This window comes from Mesorhizobium sp. P3_A2 (assembly GCF_056403115.1).
In genome coordinates, this window is sequence record NZ_JBFUGC010000006.1 from 60,105 (window position 1) to 76,853 (window position 16,749).

The 16,749-nt window shown below is 63.7% G+C and carries 18 protein-coding genes; 12 read left to right on the forward strand and 6 right to left on the reverse strand.

Annotation, left to right across the window (positions count from 1 at the left end; translation table 11 throughout):
- Genes AC1DXM_RS15340 through thrC form a run of 3 tightly spaced genes read right to left on the reverse strand, consistent with a single transcriptional unit; the run spans position 1 to position 3,322 of the window.
- A complete protein-coding gene (locus AC1DXM_RS15340) occupies positions 1 to 597 on the reverse strand; it encodes a GNAT family N-acetyltransferase (protein WP_192256360.1) in 597 nt (198 codons plus the stop codon).
- 20 nt (positions 598 to 617) lie between these two features.
- Positions 618 to 1,910 (reverse strand): M16 family metallopeptidase, encoded by a 1,293-nt coding sequence (locus AC1DXM_RS15345; RefSeq protein ID WP_142866738.1) that lies wholly within the window; start codon positions 1,908 to 1,910, stop codon positions 618 to 620.
- Positions 1,911 to 1,924: 14 nt separating this feature from the next.
- Positions 1,925 to 3,322: a threonine synthase gene (thrC, locus tag AC1DXM_RS15350; RefSeq protein WP_477233843.1), complete on the reverse strand. Its 1,398-nt coding sequence runs from the start codon at positions 3,320 to 3,322 to the stop codon at positions 1,925 to 1,927.
- A 128-nt stretch (positions 3,323 to 3,450) separates the two neighbouring features.
- Here thrC and AC1DXM_RS15355 point away from each other — a divergent pair, with 128 nt between their 5' ends.
- The 7 genes from AC1DXM_RS15355 (at position 3,451) to AC1DXM_RS15385 (ending at position 6,742) form a co-directional block, all read left to right on the forward strand.
- Entirely contained in the window at positions 3,451 to 4,185 is a 735-nt protein-coding gene (locus tag AC1DXM_RS15355; RefSeq protein ID WP_477233845.1) for a hypothetical protein, read from the forward strand.
- A gap of 203 nt (positions 4,186 to 4,388) precedes the next feature.
- Positions 4,389 to 4,712 (forward strand): ArsR/SmtB family transcription factor, encoded by a 324-nt coding sequence (locus tag AC1DXM_RS15360; RefSeq protein WP_477233847.1) that lies wholly within the window; start codon positions 4,389 to 4,391, stop codon positions 4,710 to 4,712.
- Entirely contained in the window at positions 4,709 to 5,134 is a 426-nt protein-coding gene (locus AC1DXM_RS15365; RefSeq protein WP_477233849.1) for an SRPBCC family protein, read from the forward strand. Before AC1DXM_RS15360 ends, AC1DXM_RS15365 begins: the two co-directional genes overlap by 4 nt.
- A gap of 68 nt (positions 5,135 to 5,202) precedes the next feature.
- On the forward strand, positions 5,203 to 5,595 hold the full coding sequence (locus AC1DXM_RS15370) for a VOC family protein (protein ID WP_477233851.1): 393 nt from the start codon (positions 5,203 to 5,205) through the stop codon (positions 5,593 to 5,595).
- A gap of 26 nt (positions 5,596 to 5,621) precedes the next feature.
- Positions 5,622 to 5,843 carry a hypothetical protein gene (locus AC1DXM_RS15375; protein ID WP_192256371.1) on the forward strand — a complete coding sequence of 74 codons (222 nt, stop codon included), beginning with the start codon at positions 5,622 to 5,624 and terminating at the stop codon, positions 5,841 to 5,843.
- A gap of 5 nt (positions 5,844 to 5,848) precedes the next feature.
- Entirely contained in the window at positions 5,849 to 6,298 is a 450-nt protein-coding gene (locus AC1DXM_RS15380; RefSeq protein WP_477233853.1) for a DUF1801 domain-containing protein, read from the forward strand.
- Positions 6,299 to 6,310: 12 nt separating this feature from the next.
- The gene (locus tag AC1DXM_RS15385; protein ID WP_477233855.1) at positions 6,311 to 6,742 is read left to right on the forward strand and encodes a DUF1801 domain-containing protein; all 432 of its coding nucleotides are present in this window, start codon (positions 6,311 to 6,313) and stop codon (positions 6,740 to 6,742) included.
- A gap of 2 nt (positions 6,743 to 6,744) precedes the next feature.
- Here the strand turns inward: AC1DXM_RS15385 and AC1DXM_RS15390 are convergent, their stop codons facing one another.
- Positions 6,745 to 7,431 carry an HAD family hydrolase gene (locus AC1DXM_RS15390; RefSeq protein ID WP_477233857.1) on the reverse strand — a complete coding sequence of 229 codons (687 nt, stop codon included), beginning with the start codon at positions 7,429 to 7,431 and terminating at the stop codon, positions 6,745 to 6,747.
- Positions 7,432 to 7,620: 189 nt separating this feature from the next.
- Here AC1DXM_RS15390 and AC1DXM_RS15395 point away from each other — a divergent pair, with 189 nt between their 5' ends.
- Positions 7,621 to 8,754 carry a DNA methyltransferase gene (locus AC1DXM_RS15395; protein ID WP_477233859.1) on the forward strand — a complete coding sequence of 378 codons (1,134 nt, stop codon included), beginning with the start codon at positions 7,621 to 7,623 and terminating at the stop codon, positions 8,752 to 8,754.
- A 25-nt stretch (positions 8,755 to 8,779) separates the two neighbouring features.
- Here AC1DXM_RS15395 and AC1DXM_RS15400 read toward each other — a convergent pair whose 3' ends face one another.
- Both AC1DXM_RS15400 and mutY read right to left on the reverse strand, forming a co-directional pair.
- Positions 8,780 to 9,391 (reverse strand): HAD family hydrolase, encoded by a 612-nt coding sequence (locus tag AC1DXM_RS15400; RefSeq protein ID WP_477233861.1) that lies wholly within the window; start codon positions 9,389 to 9,391, stop codon positions 8,780 to 8,782.
- A gap of 118 nt (positions 9,392 to 9,509) precedes the next feature.
- The gene (mutY, locus tag AC1DXM_RS15405; protein WP_477233863.1) at positions 9,510 to 10,616 is read right to left on the reverse strand and encodes an A/G-specific adenine glycosylase; all 1,107 of its coding nucleotides are present in this window, start codon (positions 10,614 to 10,616) and stop codon (positions 9,510 to 9,512) included.
- A 50-nt stretch (positions 10,617 to 10,666) separates the two neighbouring features.
- On the opposite strand from mutY, the gene AC1DXM_RS15410 reads away from it, so the two are divergent.
- The 4 genes from AC1DXM_RS15410 to AC1DXM_RS15425 all read left to right on the forward strand — a co-directional run bounded on the left by AC1DXM_RS15410 (position 10,667) and on the right by AC1DXM_RS15425 (position 16,680).
- Entirely contained in the window at positions 10,667 to 11,173 is a 507-nt protein-coding gene (locus AC1DXM_RS15410; protein WP_477233865.1) for a DUF721 domain-containing protein, read from the forward strand.
- 156 nt (positions 11,174 to 11,329) lie between these two features.
- Entirely contained in the window at positions 11,330 to 12,061 is a 732-nt protein-coding gene (locus AC1DXM_RS15415; RefSeq protein WP_477233867.1) for a DsbA family protein, read from the forward strand.
- 69 nt (positions 12,062 to 12,130) lie between these two features.
- On the forward strand, positions 12,131 to 15,589 hold the full coding sequence (smc, locus tag AC1DXM_RS15420) for a chromosome segregation protein SMC (protein WP_477233869.1): 3,459 nt from the start codon (positions 12,131 to 12,133) through the stop codon (positions 15,587 to 15,589).
- 107 nt (positions 15,590 to 15,696) lie between these two features.
- Positions 15,697 to 16,680 carry an NAD-dependent epimerase/dehydratase family protein gene (locus AC1DXM_RS15425; protein ID WP_477233870.1) on the forward strand — a complete coding sequence of 328 codons (984 nt, stop codon included), beginning with the start codon at positions 15,697 to 15,699 and terminating at the stop codon, positions 16,678 to 16,680.
- The last annotated feature ends 69 nt before the right edge of the window (positions 16,681 to 16,749 follow it).

Sequence of the window (16,749 nt, forward strand, 5' to 3'; positions counted from 1 at the left end):
TCAGTCCTTCGTTCCAGCGCCCGGCGGATCGTCCGCGATCCGGGCGTAGAGGTAGTGGTCCTGCCAGATGCCATTGATCCTGAGGTAGGATCGCAAAAGTCCTTCGCGCCGGAATCCGGCTTTTTCAAGCACGCGGATCGACCGGGCGTTGTCGGGAATACAGGCAGCTTCGATCCGGTGCAACCTCAGCGTATCAAAGGCGAAGCGGCAGACCACCTTGACCGCGTCGGTCATCAGGCCGCGGCCGCCAAACCGCTCGCCGATCCAGTAGCCGACATGGCCGCTCTGCGAGACGCCGTGGCGGATGTTGCCGAGCGTAATTCCGCCGGCGAGCTTGCCGCTCGCCTTCTCGAAGATGAAGAAGGCGATGGCGGTTCCCTGCGCATAATCTTCGCGGTAGCGGCCGATGCGCAGCCGCCAGGCCGTGCGGTCGAGCTCATCGGGCGTCCAGCGCGGCTCCCACGGCTCGAGGAAGCCGCGGCTTTCGCCGCGCAACGCCGACCATTCGCGATAGTCGTTGGTGTAGGGCACGCGCAGCGTGACCCGGTCGCCCTTCAGTGCCGGCAGGTCTCGGCGAAAGAAAGGGAGCGCGAACACGGGGCGCGCCTTGAGGGGACTTAGACGGCGAGCTTGCGGGCCGTGGTGTGCGTGCCCGCAAGCGAATCGAGGATCGCCTCATAGGGCGCGAGCGTACCCACGGGGCCGACGGCAGTCAGCGTCGGCTTGGTCGAAAACAGCCGTGACGACAGGTCGGTCAGCCGCTCGACGGTCAGCGCCGACAGTCGTTCCATCAACTCCTCCTTGGCGATCGGCCGGCCGAACAAAAGCAGCTGCCTGGCGATCTGCGAGGCGCGGCTGGCCGGGCTTTCCGCAGACATGATCAGTCCGGCGCGGTATTGCGCGCGCGCCCGGTCGAGTTCTTCCTGCAGGATGTTTTCGCCGGCCTTCTGCAGTTCGTCGATGATGACCGGCACCAGTTCGGCAATGTCGCTCTGTCCGGTCGCGGCATGCACGCCGAAAATGCCGGTGTCGGAAAAACCCCAGTGGAAGGCATAGACCGAATAGCACAGGCCGCGCTTTTCGCGCACCTCCTGGAACAGGCGGGATGACATGCCGCCGCCGAGGATCATCGACAGCACTTGCGAGGCGTAGAAGTCGCGCACATGATAGGCGCGGCCTTCGAAGCCGAGCACGATCTGCGCGTCCATCAGGTCGCGATCCTCACGGAAATCGCCGCCGACATACTGCGCATATTGCGGCATGGTGCTGTCGGCCTTGCTGCGGAAGCCACCGAGCTGCTTTTCCACCTCGCGCACGAAATTGTCGTGCTTGATGTCGCCGGCCGCCACAACCACCATGCGCTCGGCGCCATATTGGCGCTCGATGAAATCGTGCAGCTGTTTGGAGGTGAAGGATTTGACGGTCTCGGGCGTGCCGAGGATCGAGCGGCCGATCGTCTGGTGACGGAACGCGGTCTCGGTGAAACGGTCGAAGACGATGTCGTCGGGCGTGTCGTGCGCGGCGCCGATCTCCTGCAGGATCACATGCTGCTCGCGCTCCAGCTCCTGCGGGTCGAACTCGGACTCCTGCAGGATGTCGGCAAGAATATCGACCGCCAGCGGCACGTCGTCGGACAGCACCCTGGCATAGTAGGATGTCGTCTCGACGCTGGTGGCGGCGTTGATTTCGCCGCCGACATCCTCAATTTCCGAGGCGATTTCGAAGGCGCTACGCCTTTTCGTGCCCTTGAAGGCCATATGCTCGAGCAAATGGGCCATTCCGTGCTCTTCGTCACGCTCATTGCGAGCGCCCGACTTGACCCAGGCACCAAGGGCAACGGATTCGAGGCTTGGAAGGGTTTCGGTGGCGACTGTCAGGCCGTTCGACAGACGGCTTACCTCAACACCCATATGGCAAGTACTCCCTAACGCGCTGCCCTTGAGTGGCGGCTCACGTAATCTTCCACCATTTTCAGGTCGGATGGAAGTACCGTGTACTTTTCGTCGGCTGACATCAAGGACCCCAGCCATGCAGGCAGGGTCGGCGACACGCCGCAGGCTGCTTCGACAGCCGCCGGGAACTTGGCCGGGTGCGCCGTGCCCAGCACCACCATCGGCACTGCGCCGTCAGCCTTGCCGGCAGCGACATGCACGGCCGCGGCCGTATGCGGGTCGAGCAGATAGTTGCTGGTCTCCAGCGTCGAACGGATGGTGGCGGCAACCTCATCCATGTCAGCGCGGCCGGCGTCGAATTCGGCCCGCATCCTGGCCATTTCGGCCGTTTCGATGGTGAAGGCGCCGGACTGTTTCAGCCCGGCCATGTAGCGCCGCACCGTTTCGGCATTGCGGTCGGAGGCCTCGAACAGCAGCCGTTCGAAATTCGATGACACCTGGATGTCCATCGATGGCGACGTCGTCGCAAACACGCCCTTGGTGCGGTATTCACCGGTCGCGAAAGTGCGCGCCAATATGTCGTTGTCGTTGGTGGCGACGATCAGCCGCTCGATCGGCAGGCCCATCTTCTTGGCGGCGTACCCGGCAAAAATGTCGCCGAAATTGCCGGTCGGCACGGTGAAGGAAACAGGCCTGTCCGGCGCGCCAAGCGAAAGCGCCGAGGAGAAATAATAGACGATCTGGGCCATGATGCGGGCCCAGTTGATCGAATTGACGCCCGACAGCGACACGCCATCACGGAAGGCATGATCGTTGAACATGTCCTTCAGCAAGCCCTGGCAATCGTCGAAATTGCCCTCGATGGCCAGCGCCTGGACGTTGGCTGCGATCGATGTCGTCATCTGCCGCTGCTGCACCGGCGAGACGCGGCCATGCGGGAACAGCACGAAGATATCGGTGCGGTCGCGGCCGGCGAAGGCGTCGATGGCCGCACCGCCGGTGTCGCCCGAGGTGGCGCCGACGATCGTGGCGCGCTGGCCGCGCTCAGCCAGCACATGGTCCATCAGCCTGGCAAGCAACTGCATGGCGACGTCCTTGAAAGCCAGCGTCGGGCCGTGGAAGAGCTCGAGGATGAAAGTGTTCGGACCGGTCTGCACCAGAGGGCAGACCGCCTGGTGGCGAAAGGTGGCATAGGCTTCGCGCACCAGCCGTTCGAAAACGGGTGCGGCGATCTCGCCGCCGAGGAACGGCGTCAGCACGCGGATGGCGAGGTCAGCATAGGGCAGGCCGCGCATGGCGCGGATCTCGGCTGCCGAAAACTGCGGCCACTCTCGCGGCACATAGAGCCCACCGTCGCGTGCCAGTCCGGCCAGCACCGCGTCGGAAAATCCCAGCGCGGGCGCTTCCCCGCGAGTACTCACATATTGCATGTCACAGACCCGTTGCCGCTTGGCGTTTCCGTTCACCACAGAGTGGTTAATTTCTGCGTTGGCTCAGTCGCATTTTTGCCGCGCCATTGCTATACGTCACCAGCTTTGCGAGAGGGAAGTGCAGTTTCATGGCGTTCTATTCGTTCAACCGTCGCTTTGTCGCGGGTCTGGCGCTCACCGGCTTTATGCTTGCCGCCGCCGGCTGCCAATCGAGCGACAATGGCATCCTCAACCTCGGATTGGGCAAGAAGACCGACCCGAATGCGCCAATCCCGCCGCAGGATCCCAAGGTGCTCGCCAGCCAGCTGCAGGCCTATTGCCCGAAAGTGACGCTGCGTGACGGCACCGCCTATTTCAACACCTACGCCAAGGGCGCGTCGCAACCGAAAAAGAAAAAGGCCGACGCCGCGCAGGATGCCGAGGCCGCTGCGGCCGCACAGACGGCGCCGGATGGCACCATCGTCGATCCGAACAAGGATCCGACCAAGATCATCTATCAGGCCTCGATCAGCGATGTCAGCCGCGATTGCAGCCGTGCCAACGGCCAGCTGACGATGAAGATTGGAGTTGCCGGCAAGATCGTGCCGGGACCGATGTTCACTCCCGGCACCATCACCATGCCGATCCGCATCGCCGTCATGCATGGCACCGACGTGCTTTATTCGCAGATCCACCCCTATCAGATCCAGGTCAGCGATCCCTCGACCGCCACCCAGTTCGTCTTCACTGATCCCAATGTCGTCGTGCCCGAGCCCTCTGCCAAGGACTACCAGGCCTACGCCGGCTATGACGACACCGCGCCGGCGACGGCGGCGGACAAGAAGTCCGGCAAGAAAAAGAAGCGCGCTCCGGCGACGAACTAGCGCTGCCTGGGGCGCCGCCGCTGTTGCGGCGGTGAATGCCAACTCCTTGAAAGATCGAAACGATCCGACAATCACCTGCAGGAATGCGCCTGTTGGCGGCTGGCGTGTGCGCCCTGGATTCTGATCCATTCAATCAGCGCACTTGACTCATTCATATCCCGGCAGTTATACGTCAATCAATAGCTCGCAGGTTATTGATCCCGATGCCAGACGCCCACGACACTCTGTTCAGAACGCTTGCCGACCCGACCCGGCGGGCCATCTTCGAGCGCCTGTGCCGCCAGGGTGAGCAGACAGTGGGAGCGCTGACGGCGCAGTCCGGAGTCTCGCAGCCGGCGGTGTCGAAGCATCTGGGCGTCCTGAAGCAGGCCGGCCTGGTGCGCGACCGCCACGCCGGACGCCAGACCCACTACAGCGCCCAGCCCGCAGCACTTGGTCCGCTGACTGACTGGACGAGTGAGATGACCGGGTTTTGGGAGAGCCGCTTCGACCATCTCGAGAATCTGCTGAAAAGGATGGACCAGTGAGCAAGCCGGAACTGCGCACCGTCGTCGTCGAACGGGACATATCCTGGCCGGCGGAAAAGATCTGGCGTGCGTTGACGCAGCCGCATCTGATCGAGGAGTGGCTCATGAAAAACGATTTCAAGCCCGCTGTCGGCCACAGTTTCAATCTTCGCGGCGACTGGGGCGGCGTGCTCGACTGCGAGGTGCTGGCTATCGAACCAAACAGGACGCTGTCCTACAGCTGGGATTTTGCGCATGAGGATGCCGCCTACAATCTGAAAAGCGTGGTGACGTTCACGCTCACGCCCACGAGCACCGGGACCCATCTGCGCGTCGAGCAGTCCGGCTTCCGTCCCGATCAGAAACAGGCCTATGGCGGCGCCAGGGCAGGGTGGCAGCAATTCCTCACCAAGCTGGAGCAGCTTCTGGCGAAGCCAGATTGAGCCTGCCGGTACAAGTCTGCGCCATGCCCTGATCGTCGAGGGCGCCGAAAGCAACAAAGGAGAAATCGATGAAGATCAAGCTGACCAGCGTCTACGTGGACAATCAGGACAACGCCCTGCGTTTTTACACCGACGTGCTGGGCTTTGCCGTGAAGGCCGATTTCAGCAACGGGCGTTTTCGCTGGCTGACCGTAACCTCACCCGATGAACCCGAGGGAACCGAACTGCAACTGGCGCTCAACGACAATCCGGCCGCCAAAACCTACCAGCAGGCCCTCTTCAAACAGGGCCAGCCCGCGCTCATGCTGTTCACCGATGACATCAAGGGCGACTATGAGCGCATCAAGGGTCGTGGCGGTGCGTTCGCCATGGCGCCGACCGAAGTGACCGGCTCGAGCATCGCCCAGCTCAACGACAGCTGCGGCAATCTCATCCAGATCACCCAGCTGGCACGCTGGTAAGCGCTCGTTTTCAAGAGGAGGTGGTAATGAACCTGAGCAAATGGATACGCCAAACCCATCGTTGGCTGTCGATCATTTTCACGCTGACCGTGGCAGCCAATTTCATCACAATGGCATTCGGGCAGCCTCCGGCATGGGTGGTCTATTCGCCGCTGCTGCCGCTCTTCCTGCTGCTGTTCAGCGGGCTCTATATGTTCGTGCTGCCCTATGTCGCCCGGCCGCACGGCGAGCAGCGCGCACAAGGGTAGGGACGATGGCCAAAACGCCCGGACAATCGAAGGCCGCAAAGCCGGTCACGGCCAAGCCGGTCCTGCTTTCAGGCGGCAACCCGCAGATCGCCAAGGCCTATGGGGATGCTCCCGTGCAGGCCTACATCGCGGCCATGCCGGGCTGGAAAAGCGATGTCGGGCGCCGCCTCGACGCCCTCATCGTCGGCGCCGTTCCCGGTGTCTACAAGGCGGTGAAGTGGAACTCGCCGTTCTATGGCATCGAGGGCGAGGGCTGGTTCCTCAGCCTGCATTGCTTCACCAGATACGTCAAAGTCGCCTTCTTCCGCGGCGCCTCGCTGGATCCCATTCCTCCTGGCAGCTCGAAGCAGAAGGACGTGCGCTATCTCGACATTCATGAAGGCGAAGAAATCGACGAAGCCCGCTTCATCGCCTGGGTGAAGCAGGCCAGCAAATTGCCCGGCGAGAAGATGTGAACGGAGGAGATCATGAAGACCAGCAGTGCGAACAAGTCAGGACCCTCTGCCTCCGAGCGGATAGATGCACGAATCCGCGAGCTGGACGATTGGCGCGGCAAGACGCTCGCCAGCCTGCGCCAGACCATCCTCGACGCCGATCCTGAGATCATCGAGGAGTGGAAGTGGATGGGCAGCCCGGTATGGTCGCGCGATGGCATGATCGCTGTCGGCAACGCCCACAAGGACAAGGTGAAGCTCACCTTTTCGCACGGCGCCAGCCTGCCGGACCCCGACAAGCTGTTCAACAACGGCTTTGGCGGCAAGGTGTGGCGAGCGATCGATGTCTCCGAGGGCGAGGAGATCGATGCGGATGCGCTGCAAGAACTCGTTCGTGCCGCCATCGCCTATAACAAGGCGAAGAAGAAACCGGCTCGCGCCAAGCCGGCCAAAGCCAAGGACTGAGTTTAGGCGTCGGACCACTCCGACAGCGCGGCGATCACGCTTTTCAGTTCGGCCCAACGGCGGATGACCGTTTCGGCGCCGGCTTCGGTCAGCGCGTCGGCATGGCCGGGATAGCTGTGCGCGGCGCCGGTGAAGCCGATCACGCGCATGCCGGCGGCCCTGGCGCCGGCGACGCCATGCACCGAATCCTCGATGACGAAGGTGTTTGCCGGATCGGCGTTGAGTTTCTCCGCCGCGGCGAGGAAGACGTCAGGCGCGGGCTTGGTCTTCTTGCTCGGTATCTCCAGCGCTGAAAAAATCCGGCCGGCGAAGAACGGCAGCAGATGCACTTTCTCCAGCATGAATTCGATCCGCTCCGAGCGCGAATTCGAGCACACGCAGCGCGGCGCCGTGACCGCCGCCACCGCCTCGCGCGCACCGTCTATGGCGCGCACATCGCTGCGCAATTTGCGGTCGACCAGCTCTTCGGCGCGGTCGATCATCGAGGCCTGGAACGGGATCGCGGATTTCGCCTCGACCCGCATCATGATGTCCTTGAAGGTCAAACCGGCGTAGCTTTCCGCAATCTCCTCGGCCGATATTTCGAAGCCGGCAAGTGTCAGCAATTCGGCCTCGACACGCGCGGCGATGATTTCGGAATCGACGAGCACGCCGTCGCAATCGAAGATGACAAGATCTGGCTGGGGCATGGCAATCCGGAACGAGGGAGGGTGATGGAGGCCCGGCAGGGCTCAAGCGGCGCGACATACACCAACGGGCCGGGCTGCGCAAATTAACGACGTCAGGGCTGCTCGGTCGGTTGCGTCCTTCACCGAATATTTACGCTGATCGGTAACCATAACGGGGAGTAAACAGTAACGCGTGCTTTGGGTGTAAAAATGTCTGCCGTGCGTCTTCTCGACGACCTTTCTCACGCTCCCCAGCAATCCGAGTGGCTGGACACGATCCTCAAGGGAGATTGCGTCGCCGCACTCGACCGGTTGCCGGAAAAATCCATCGACGTCATCTTCGCCGATCCGCCCTACAATCTGCAGCTCGACGGCGACCTGCACCGGCCCGATCAGTCCAAGGTCGATGCCGTCGATGATGACTGGGACCAGTTCGAGAGTTTTGAGGCCTATGACGCCTTCACCCGTGCCTGGCTGCTGGCGGCCCGCCGCGTCTTGAAGCCGAATGGCACCATCTGGGTCATCGGCTCCTATCACAACATCTTCCGCGTCGGCGCCAAGATGCAGGATCTCGGCTTCTGGATCCTCAACGATGTCGTCTGGCGCAAGACCAATCCGATGCCGAATTTCCGCGGCCGCCGCTTCCAGAATGCGCATGAGACCATGATCTGGGCCTCGCGCGACCAGAAGGGCAAGGGCTATACCTTCAACTACGAAGCCATGAAGGCGTCGAACGACGACATCCAGATGCGTTCCGACTGGCTGTTTCCGATCTGCACCGGTGGCGAGCGGCTGAAGAACGACAATGGCGACAAATTGCATCCGACGCAGAAGCCGGAAGCGCTGCTTGCCCGCATCATGATGGCCTCGACCAAGCCGGGCGACATCGTGCTCGACCCGTTCTTCGGCTCCGGCACCACCGGCGCCGTCGCCAAGCGCCTCGGCCGCCATTTCGTCGGCATCGAGCGCGAGCAGGCCTATATCGACGCCGCCAATGAGCGCATCGATGCGGTGCGGCCGCTGGAGGGCGCCGATCTCACCGTGCTCACCGGCAAGCGTGCCGAGCCGCGCGTCGCCTTTGTCAGCCTCCTCGACACCGGACTGATGCAGCCCGGGGCCACGCTTTACGATTCCAAGAAGCGCTGGGCGGCAAAAGTGCGCGCCGACGGCACGGTGGCGATCGGCGACAGCGCCGGCTCGATCCACAAGATCGGCGCCGAAGTGCAGGGGCTGGACGCCTGCAATGGCTGGACCTTCTGGCATTATGAGCGCTCGGGCGGCCTGACCCCGATCGACGAACTGCGCCGCATCGCCAGGCTCGGCATGGAGCGGGCAGGAGCCTGATCGGCCCCTCCGCAACCGCCTGAGATCAGACTTCAATCCCAAAACGCTCAAGGTCCGCCTTGAGCGTTTTTGCATCGGTGAACAGCACCGCCTGCCAGCCGGCCGCCTTGGCGCCGTCGACATTTTTCTGGCTGTCGTCGATAAACAGCGTGGCGGACGGTTCGAGACCGAACGCGGCGACATGGTGGTCGTAGATGGCGCGGTCGGGCTTGATCTCGCGGATGTCGGCCGACACGGTCACGCCGCGCGGGCGGCTGAGAAAGTCGAAGCGCTGGCGGGCCTCGGCAAGCGTGTCGGCGGCGAAATTGGTCAGCATCGTCACGTCGTGGCCGCTCTCGATCAGGCCGAGCATGATGGCGACGCTGTCCTCATAGGCATGCGGCACCATCTCGTGCCAGTGGCGGCGGAAATTGCGGATGTTTTCGGCATGATCGGGATGTTCGGCGATCAGCAGCGCTTCCGCCTCTTCCCACGTGCGGCCACGGTCCTGCTCGATGTTCCAGTCATGCGTGCAGACATTGTCGAAGAACCACTTGCGTTCGTGCGCATCCGGGATCAGGCGGCTGAACGGAATGTTGGGATCGTAGTGAATCAGCACGCGGCCGATGTCGAACACGATGTGGCGGATTTCGGTCATTTTTATCCCTTCAATGCGGACGCTGCTTGTCGGTGCATGTCGCCCAAAAGTGTGCGGCGGTTTTAGGAAAACGACATGCACAAAACAAAGAATCCAAAGCGCGTCACGTACGATCGCGTCACGCGCGACGCGCTTTGGTCGCGCCCGGTATCGCCGCTTCGATTACCTTTTTCATGACAGTCGGCAGCGCTTCCCCGGAAATGTCATGGGCCAGCGACCAGAAATGCCCTTGAGGCGCATCACCTTTGATGTGGGCGTGAAAAACGTCGAGTTCGAGCGCGAAGTGGGTGAAAACATGCGCGATCTCACCGGCGCGCCGCCAGTCGGCGGGGAAGGGCGCTGCTTCCGCAGTCGTTGCGCCATCCACCCGAGCGGTCCAGCCAGTGGTCGGCACTTCGGTCATGCCGCCAAGCAGGCCTTTGTCCGGCCGTTTGCGCAACAGGATGGCGCCGTCGTCACGTTCCGCCACGAAGGCGGCGCCGCGCCTGAGCGGCTTCTCGGCCTTCGGCAGGCGGACCGGAAAGCGCTCGGGATCGCCCGACAGGATGGCGCTGCAATCCTCGCGCAACGGGCACAGCATGCAGCGCGGCCGCTTTGGCGTGCAGATCGTGGCGCCTAGATCCATCATCGCCTGCGCGAAGTCGCCCGGCCTTGTCTGCGGAACCAGTCTTTCAACTAGCGCGCGAATTTCAGGCTTCGCCTCGCTGAGCGGCGTTTCGATCGAATAGAGCCGCGAGATGACGCGTTCGACATTGCCGTCGACGACAGCCGCCGGGCGGTCGAAGGCGATGGCGGCGATCGCTGCCGCCGTATAGGCGCCAATGCCCGGCAATTCCCGCAAACCTGCTTCGTTGTCGGGAAAGTGTCCGCCGCGTTGCGCAACGAGATCGGCGCAAGCCTTGAGGTTGCGGGCTCGCGAATAATATCCGAGTCCCGCCCAGGCCTTCATCACATCCTCCGTCGGCGCCGCGGCGAGTGCCTCCACGTCAGGCCATTTTTCGACAAAAGCGCGAAAATAGGACTTTACCGCTTCTACCGTGGTTTGCTGGAGCATCACTTCCGACAGCCAGATGCGGTAGGGGTCTGGTCGTGCGCCGCCGGCTGCCGCACGCGGTGCGATCCGCCACGGCAACTCGCGATGGTGTGCGTCGTACCAAGCGAGCAGACGCGAAGCGATGTCTCCGTCCTCGGATGCGGCCTTGCGGGTCTGTTCGTGCAGTGCCATTGATCGCGGGCTGGCTCTAGGCTGGTGGGGAGCGTGGCTGGAGAACGTACATGGCAGGGAGAACGCCTTACGGCAATCCCGTTCCGGTGAGCGATCTCGCCACCCAGATCCTCGATCCCGTGCTGCGCAAGCGGGCCGGCATTTCGATCGGGCTGGTGCAATCGTGGGAAGAGATCGCCGGGCCGCGCCTTGCGGGCCATTCGCGCCCCGAAAAGATACAATGGCCGCGCCGCATGCATGAGGACGACCCCTTCGAGCCGGCGACGCTGGTCATCGCCTGCGAAGGCATGGCGGCACTGCATCTGCAGCACGAGACCGGCGAAATCATCAACCGGGTCAACGCCTTCCTTGGCTTCAATGCAATCGGCCGCATCAGGATCGTGCAGAAGCCGGTGCTGTCGGAGAAAGCCCGGCCGAAACCGGCTCCGAGGCCTCTGACATCGGTCGAAAAGGCCAAATTGTCCGATACGGTCGGCAAGATCGAGAATGACGGACTGCGCGCTTCGCTCGAGCGCCTGGGCGCCACCATTCTCGGCGAGAGGAAGCGGCCAGGGTAATCAGCCGGTCATGAACCCGTCACCAATCTCGCGCATTCGTGATGATGCATGTAGAGTTAGGCGATTGGAATGGGGACAGCGATGCCTTAATTCCCGCCAACTCTCGCCTTTTCTAGCCTTTGCATTGCAAAATCCAATCATAGTCAGGTGATTCGCATGAACCGTAGCTTGTCCCGCAGAAACCTCCTGTCTTCGCTGGCAGCCATTCCGGCAGTGGCACTGCTCGCCGCGTGCAGCGATTCCGGCGAGGACGCCAAGGCAGCGGACGTGAAGCCTGCGGCGCCAGCCGCGCCTGCTGCGACGCCTGCCACGCCGGCCGCCGCCAAGGCGCCGGAATCGACGGGCGACGTCAACATGGCCGAACTGCTGAAGCCCGGCGCTCTGCCCGACAAGCAGCTGGGCAAGGACGACGCCAAGGTCACCATCGTCGAATATGCCTCGATGACTTGCCCGCATTGCGCGCATTTCGCCGCGACCACCTTCCCTGAGTTGAAGACCAAATACATCGACACCGGCAAGGCGCGTTATATCTTGCGCGAATTCCCGTTCGATCCGAGCGCCGAGGCCGGTTTCATGCTGGCACGCTGTTCAAAGGACAATTATTTCCCGATGGTGGACGTGCTGTTCAAGCAGCAGGCCAACTGGGTCGGCGTCAACAACACCAAGGATGCCCTGCTGCAGATCTCCAAGCTCGCCGGTTTTACACAGGAGTCCTTCGAGGCCTGCTTGACGGACCAGAAACTTCTGGACGATGTGAGATCGGTCCAGAAGCGCGGCGCCGATGAATTCAAGGTCGACTCGACGCCGACCTTCTTCATCAACGGAAAGACCTACAAAGGTGCGATGTCGATTGAGGAAATATCGGCCATCATCGACCCTCTGCTCTGACGTCCAGGCGGCGCCGGAGCGGCTGCGCTTTGGCGTCTGCGCACCTCTGCGACCTGTAGGCAGGCGCGAATGAAGTTTTCGCGCCTTCGTCTCCTCGGCTTCAAGTCCTTCGTCGAACCCGGCGAGTTCGTCATCGAACGCGGCCTGACCGGTATTGTCGGGCCGAATGGCTGCGGCAAGTCGAACCTTGTGGAGGCGATGCGCTGGGTGATGGGCGAAAGCTCCTACAAGAACATGCGCGCGTCCGGCATGGACGACGTGATCTTTTCCGGTTCGGGAACGCGCCCCGCGCGCAACACCGCCGAAGTCACGCTGTTCCTCGACAACAGCGACCGCACCGCGCCCGCCGCTTTCAACGACGCCGATGAATTGCAAGTGTCGCGCCGCATCGAGCGCGAGGCCGGTTCGCTCTACCGCATCAACGGCAAGGAAGCCCGCGCCAAGGACGTGCAGCTTCTGTTCGCCGACCAGTCGACCGGCGCGCGCTCGCCCTCCATGGTCGGCCAGGGCCGCATCGGCGAACTGATCCAGGCCAAGCCCCAGGCGCGTCGCGCGCTGCTCGAAGAAGCCGCCGGCATTTCCGGCCTTCATACGCGCCGTCACGAGGCCGAGCTTCGGCTGAAGGCGGCCGAGCAGAATCTGGAGCGGCTGGACGACGTCGTCGGCGAACTGGAAAGCCAGATCGAAAGCCTGAAGCGCCAGGCGCGCCAGGCCTCACGCTTCAAGAACCTGTCGGCCGATATCCGCAAGGCGGAAGCCACACTGCTGCATCTGCGCTGGACGCTGGCCAAGACGCAGGAAGGCGAGGCGCGCTCGGCGCTGGCCGTTGCCACCGCGCTTGTCGGAGACCGCGCGTCGGCGCAGATGGCCGCCGCTAGGGAGCAAGGCATAGGCGCGCATCGGCTGCCCGATCTGCGCGACGCTGAAGCCGCCGCTGCCGCCGCCTTCCAGCGCCTGTCGATTGCCAAGGCGCAGATCGAGGAGGAAGCCGGCCGCATCCGCGCCCGCCAGGCCGAGCTCGAGCGCCGGCTGCAGCAGCTCGACGGCGATATTGCCCGCGAGGAGCGCATGGTGCGCGACAATGCGGACATTCTTGAGCGTCTGCGCGAAGAAGAAGCCACGCTCAATTCCGAAAATGCGGGTGCTGCCGAACGCGAAGCCACCACGCGGGCCGCTTTCGAACAGGCCGGCGCGACACTCTCGCAGAGCGAAGCCAGACTTGCCGCGCTGACCGCCGAACGGGCCGAGGCAGCCGCCTCGCGCAACCAGATCGAGCGCACGCTGCGCGAGACCGCCGAACGCCGCGACCGTTTTGCCCGCCAGCTGGCAGACGTCGACCGCGAACTGTCCGAGATCCTGTCCAAGGTCGCCGGTTTGCCGGATCCTGCCGAGAAGCGTGCCCTGGTCGAGGACGCGCTCGCCCGGCTGGAGGAAACCGAGGCTGGCGCCATATCAGCCGAACAGGCGGTCGCCGAGGCGCGTGCTGCCGAGAGTGCCGCCCGACCGCCGCTGCAGGACGCCCGAGCCGAACTCGCTGGTATCGAAACCGAAGCCCGCACGCTGGCCAAGATCCTGAATGCCGCGAGCGGCGACCTTTTCCCATCGGTGCTCGAACAGCTCAGCGTCGAGCGCGGCTACGAGACGGCCCTTGGCGCTGCGCTGGGCGAGGACCTCGACGTGTCGCTTGACCGCAGCGCGCCGGTGCATTGGGGCGAAAGCCAGGTCCAACCAAGCGATGCGGCTTTGCCGGAAGGCATCAAGAGCCTCGACAGCGTGGTGCGCGCGCCTTCGCAGCTTGCCCGCCGGCTGGCGCAGATCGGCATTGTCGACGCCACAGACGGCCGCCGGCTGCAGGCCCTGCTTGCGCCCGGCCAGCGGCTGGTCAGCCGTGACGGCGCGCTGTGGCGCTGGGACGGCTTGACGGCAAGTGCCGATGCGCCGACGGCGGCCGCGCAGCGGCTTGCGCAGAAGAACCGGCTGGCCGAACTCGATGCCGAGGCGGTGCAGGCGACGCAGATCGTGCGCGAGGCGGAAGCAGCCCTTGCGCAGGCCGAACAGGCGCTGCGCCAGGCAAGCGAGGCCGAGCGCAACGCCCGCCAGGCCGGACGCGATGCCCAGCACGGGCTGGACGCCGCCCGTAACGCACTGGCCGAGGCCGAAAAGGCCGGCGGTGAGCTGGCAAGCCGTCGCGCCGCCCTGGACGAGGCGCGCGCGCGCATCGTCGACAGCCATGAAGAGACGGCCGCTGCCTTTGCCGAGGCCGAAATGCTGCTGCAGGACGCGCCCGACCTCGGCGACCTGCAATTGCAGCTTGAACAATCCGCCGCCAATGTCGGCAGGGACCGCGCAACGCTCGCTGATGCGCGCGCCGTCCATGAGGGCCTGCGCCGCGAAGCCGAGGCGCGCACGCGCCGACTCGACGCTATCGGCGCCGAGCGCAGCAGCTGGCTGCAGCGTGCCGAAAACGCCTCGACGCAGATCGCCTCGCTCGGCGAGCGCAGGGCCGAAGCCGAGGCCGAGCGCGAAACGCTGGCCGACGCGCCCGACGAGATCGACGCCAGGCGGCGCGCGCTGCTGTCTCAGCTGACCGAGGCCGAGACTTTGCGCAAGGCCGCTGCCGACCGTCTGCAGGAAGCCGAGAACAAGCAGGCGGAGCTGGACAAGGCCGCCACCGCGGCGATCCAGTCGCTGGCCGATGCCCGCGAAACCCGCGTCCGCGCCGAAGAGCGGCTGACCGCGGCCGATGAACGCCGGCTGGAGGTTGAGGCGCGCATCCAGGAAACGCTGAACACGCCGCCGCATCTGGTCATCCGCCACACCGGTCTGGAAGCCGACAGCCCGATGCCAGAAATGGCCGAGATCGAGCGCCATCTCGACCGGCTGAAGGTCGAGCGCGAGCGGCTTGGCGCTGTCAATCTGCGCGCCGAGGAAGAGCAAAAGGAACTGTCAGACCGGCTGGAGACCATCGTTTCCGAGCGCGAGGACATCATCGAGGCGATCCGCAAGCTGAGGCAAGCGATCCAGAGCCTGAACCGCGAGGGCCGCGAGCGGCTGCTCGCCGCCTTCGACGTCGTCAACGGCCATTTCCAGCGGCTGTTCTCGCATCTGTTCGGCGGCGGTACGGCGGAACTGCAGCTGATCGAATCCGACGATCCGCTCGAAGCCGGGCTCGAAATCCTGGCACGTCCGCCCGGCAAGAAGCCGCAGACGATGACGCTGCTCTCCGGCGGCGAGCAGGCGCTGACCGCGATGTCGCTGATCTTTGCCGTGTTCCTGACCAATCCGGCGCCGATCTGCGTGCTCGACGAAGTCGACGCACCGCTCGACGATCACAATGTCGAGCGCTTCTGCAACCTGATGGACGAAATGGCCGCGACCACCGAGACGCGCTTCGTCATCATCACCCACAATCCGATCACCATGGCGCGCATGAACCGCCTGTTCGGCGTGACCATGGCCGAGCAGGGCGTCAGCCAACTGGTGTCGGTCGATCTGCAGGCCGCCGAGGCGATGCGCGAGGCGAGCTGACGCGTCAGCTTGGCAATGGCCTCAATCCCGACTTTCGACTATAGCACCAATGGAATGCAGCCAATCGCCTCTGATGGCTGGCTTGGTCATGTGTCTGGAGAACGTTGTTGCCTGTACTCGTCACCGGAGCCGCGGGGTTCATCGGAAGCCATGTCTGCCATCACCTGCTGAACCGCGGCGAAGCCGTCGTCGGCGTGGACAATATGAACGACTATTACGACCTGGCGCTGAAGGAAGGCCGGCTCGCCCGCCTCAAGCCACACAACGGCTTTTCCTTTCACCAGCTCGACATCGCCGAGCCGGGCGCTCTCGCCGATGCACTGGCCGGGCAAGGCATCGTCAAGGTCGTGCATCTGGCAGCACAGGCGGGCGTGCGCCATTCGCTTGATAATCCCAGGCTCTATGTCCGTTCCAACGTGGTCGGCCATCTCGAAGTGCTCGAATTCTGCCGCGCAGCGGTCGGCTTCGAGCATCTGGTCTATGCCTCCTCGAGTTCGGTCTATGGCGGCAACCGCAAGGTGCCGTTTGCGGAGACCGACCAGGTCGACAAGCCCGTTTCGCTCTACGCCGCCACCAAGAAGGCTGACGAGCTGATGAGCCATACCTACGCCCATCTCTTCGGCCTGCCGCAGACCGGCCTGCGCTTCTTCACCGTCTACGGTCCGTGGGGCCGGCCCGACATGGCTTATTGGCTGTTCACCCAGGCGATGCTTGAGGGCAAGCCGATCCGCGTCTTCAACGATGGCGAGATGTGGCGCGATTTCACCTATATCGACGATGTCGTGCGCGCCATCGTCGCCGTGCTCGACAAGCCGCCGGTCGAGGCGCCGCCATGCCGGATCTACAATGTCGGCAACAACCGGCCCGAGCGGCTGGACGATTTCATCACCACTCTGGAAGGGCTGCTCGGCGTAACCGCGATGCGCAACAACGAGCCGATGCAGACCAGCGACGTCGAGCAGACCTATGCCGACATGACGGCGCTGGAACGCGATTTCGGCTTCCGGCCGAGTGTCTCGATAGAGGACGGGCTGAAGAAATTCGTCGACTGGTACCGGTCGGAATGGATGACGAGGTCGGCAGACCGCTGACTGCCGAAAGCCGGCCATAAATCCAAAACGCAAGCGGCCCGCCGCGCATTCGGTGGATTTTGCTTGCCT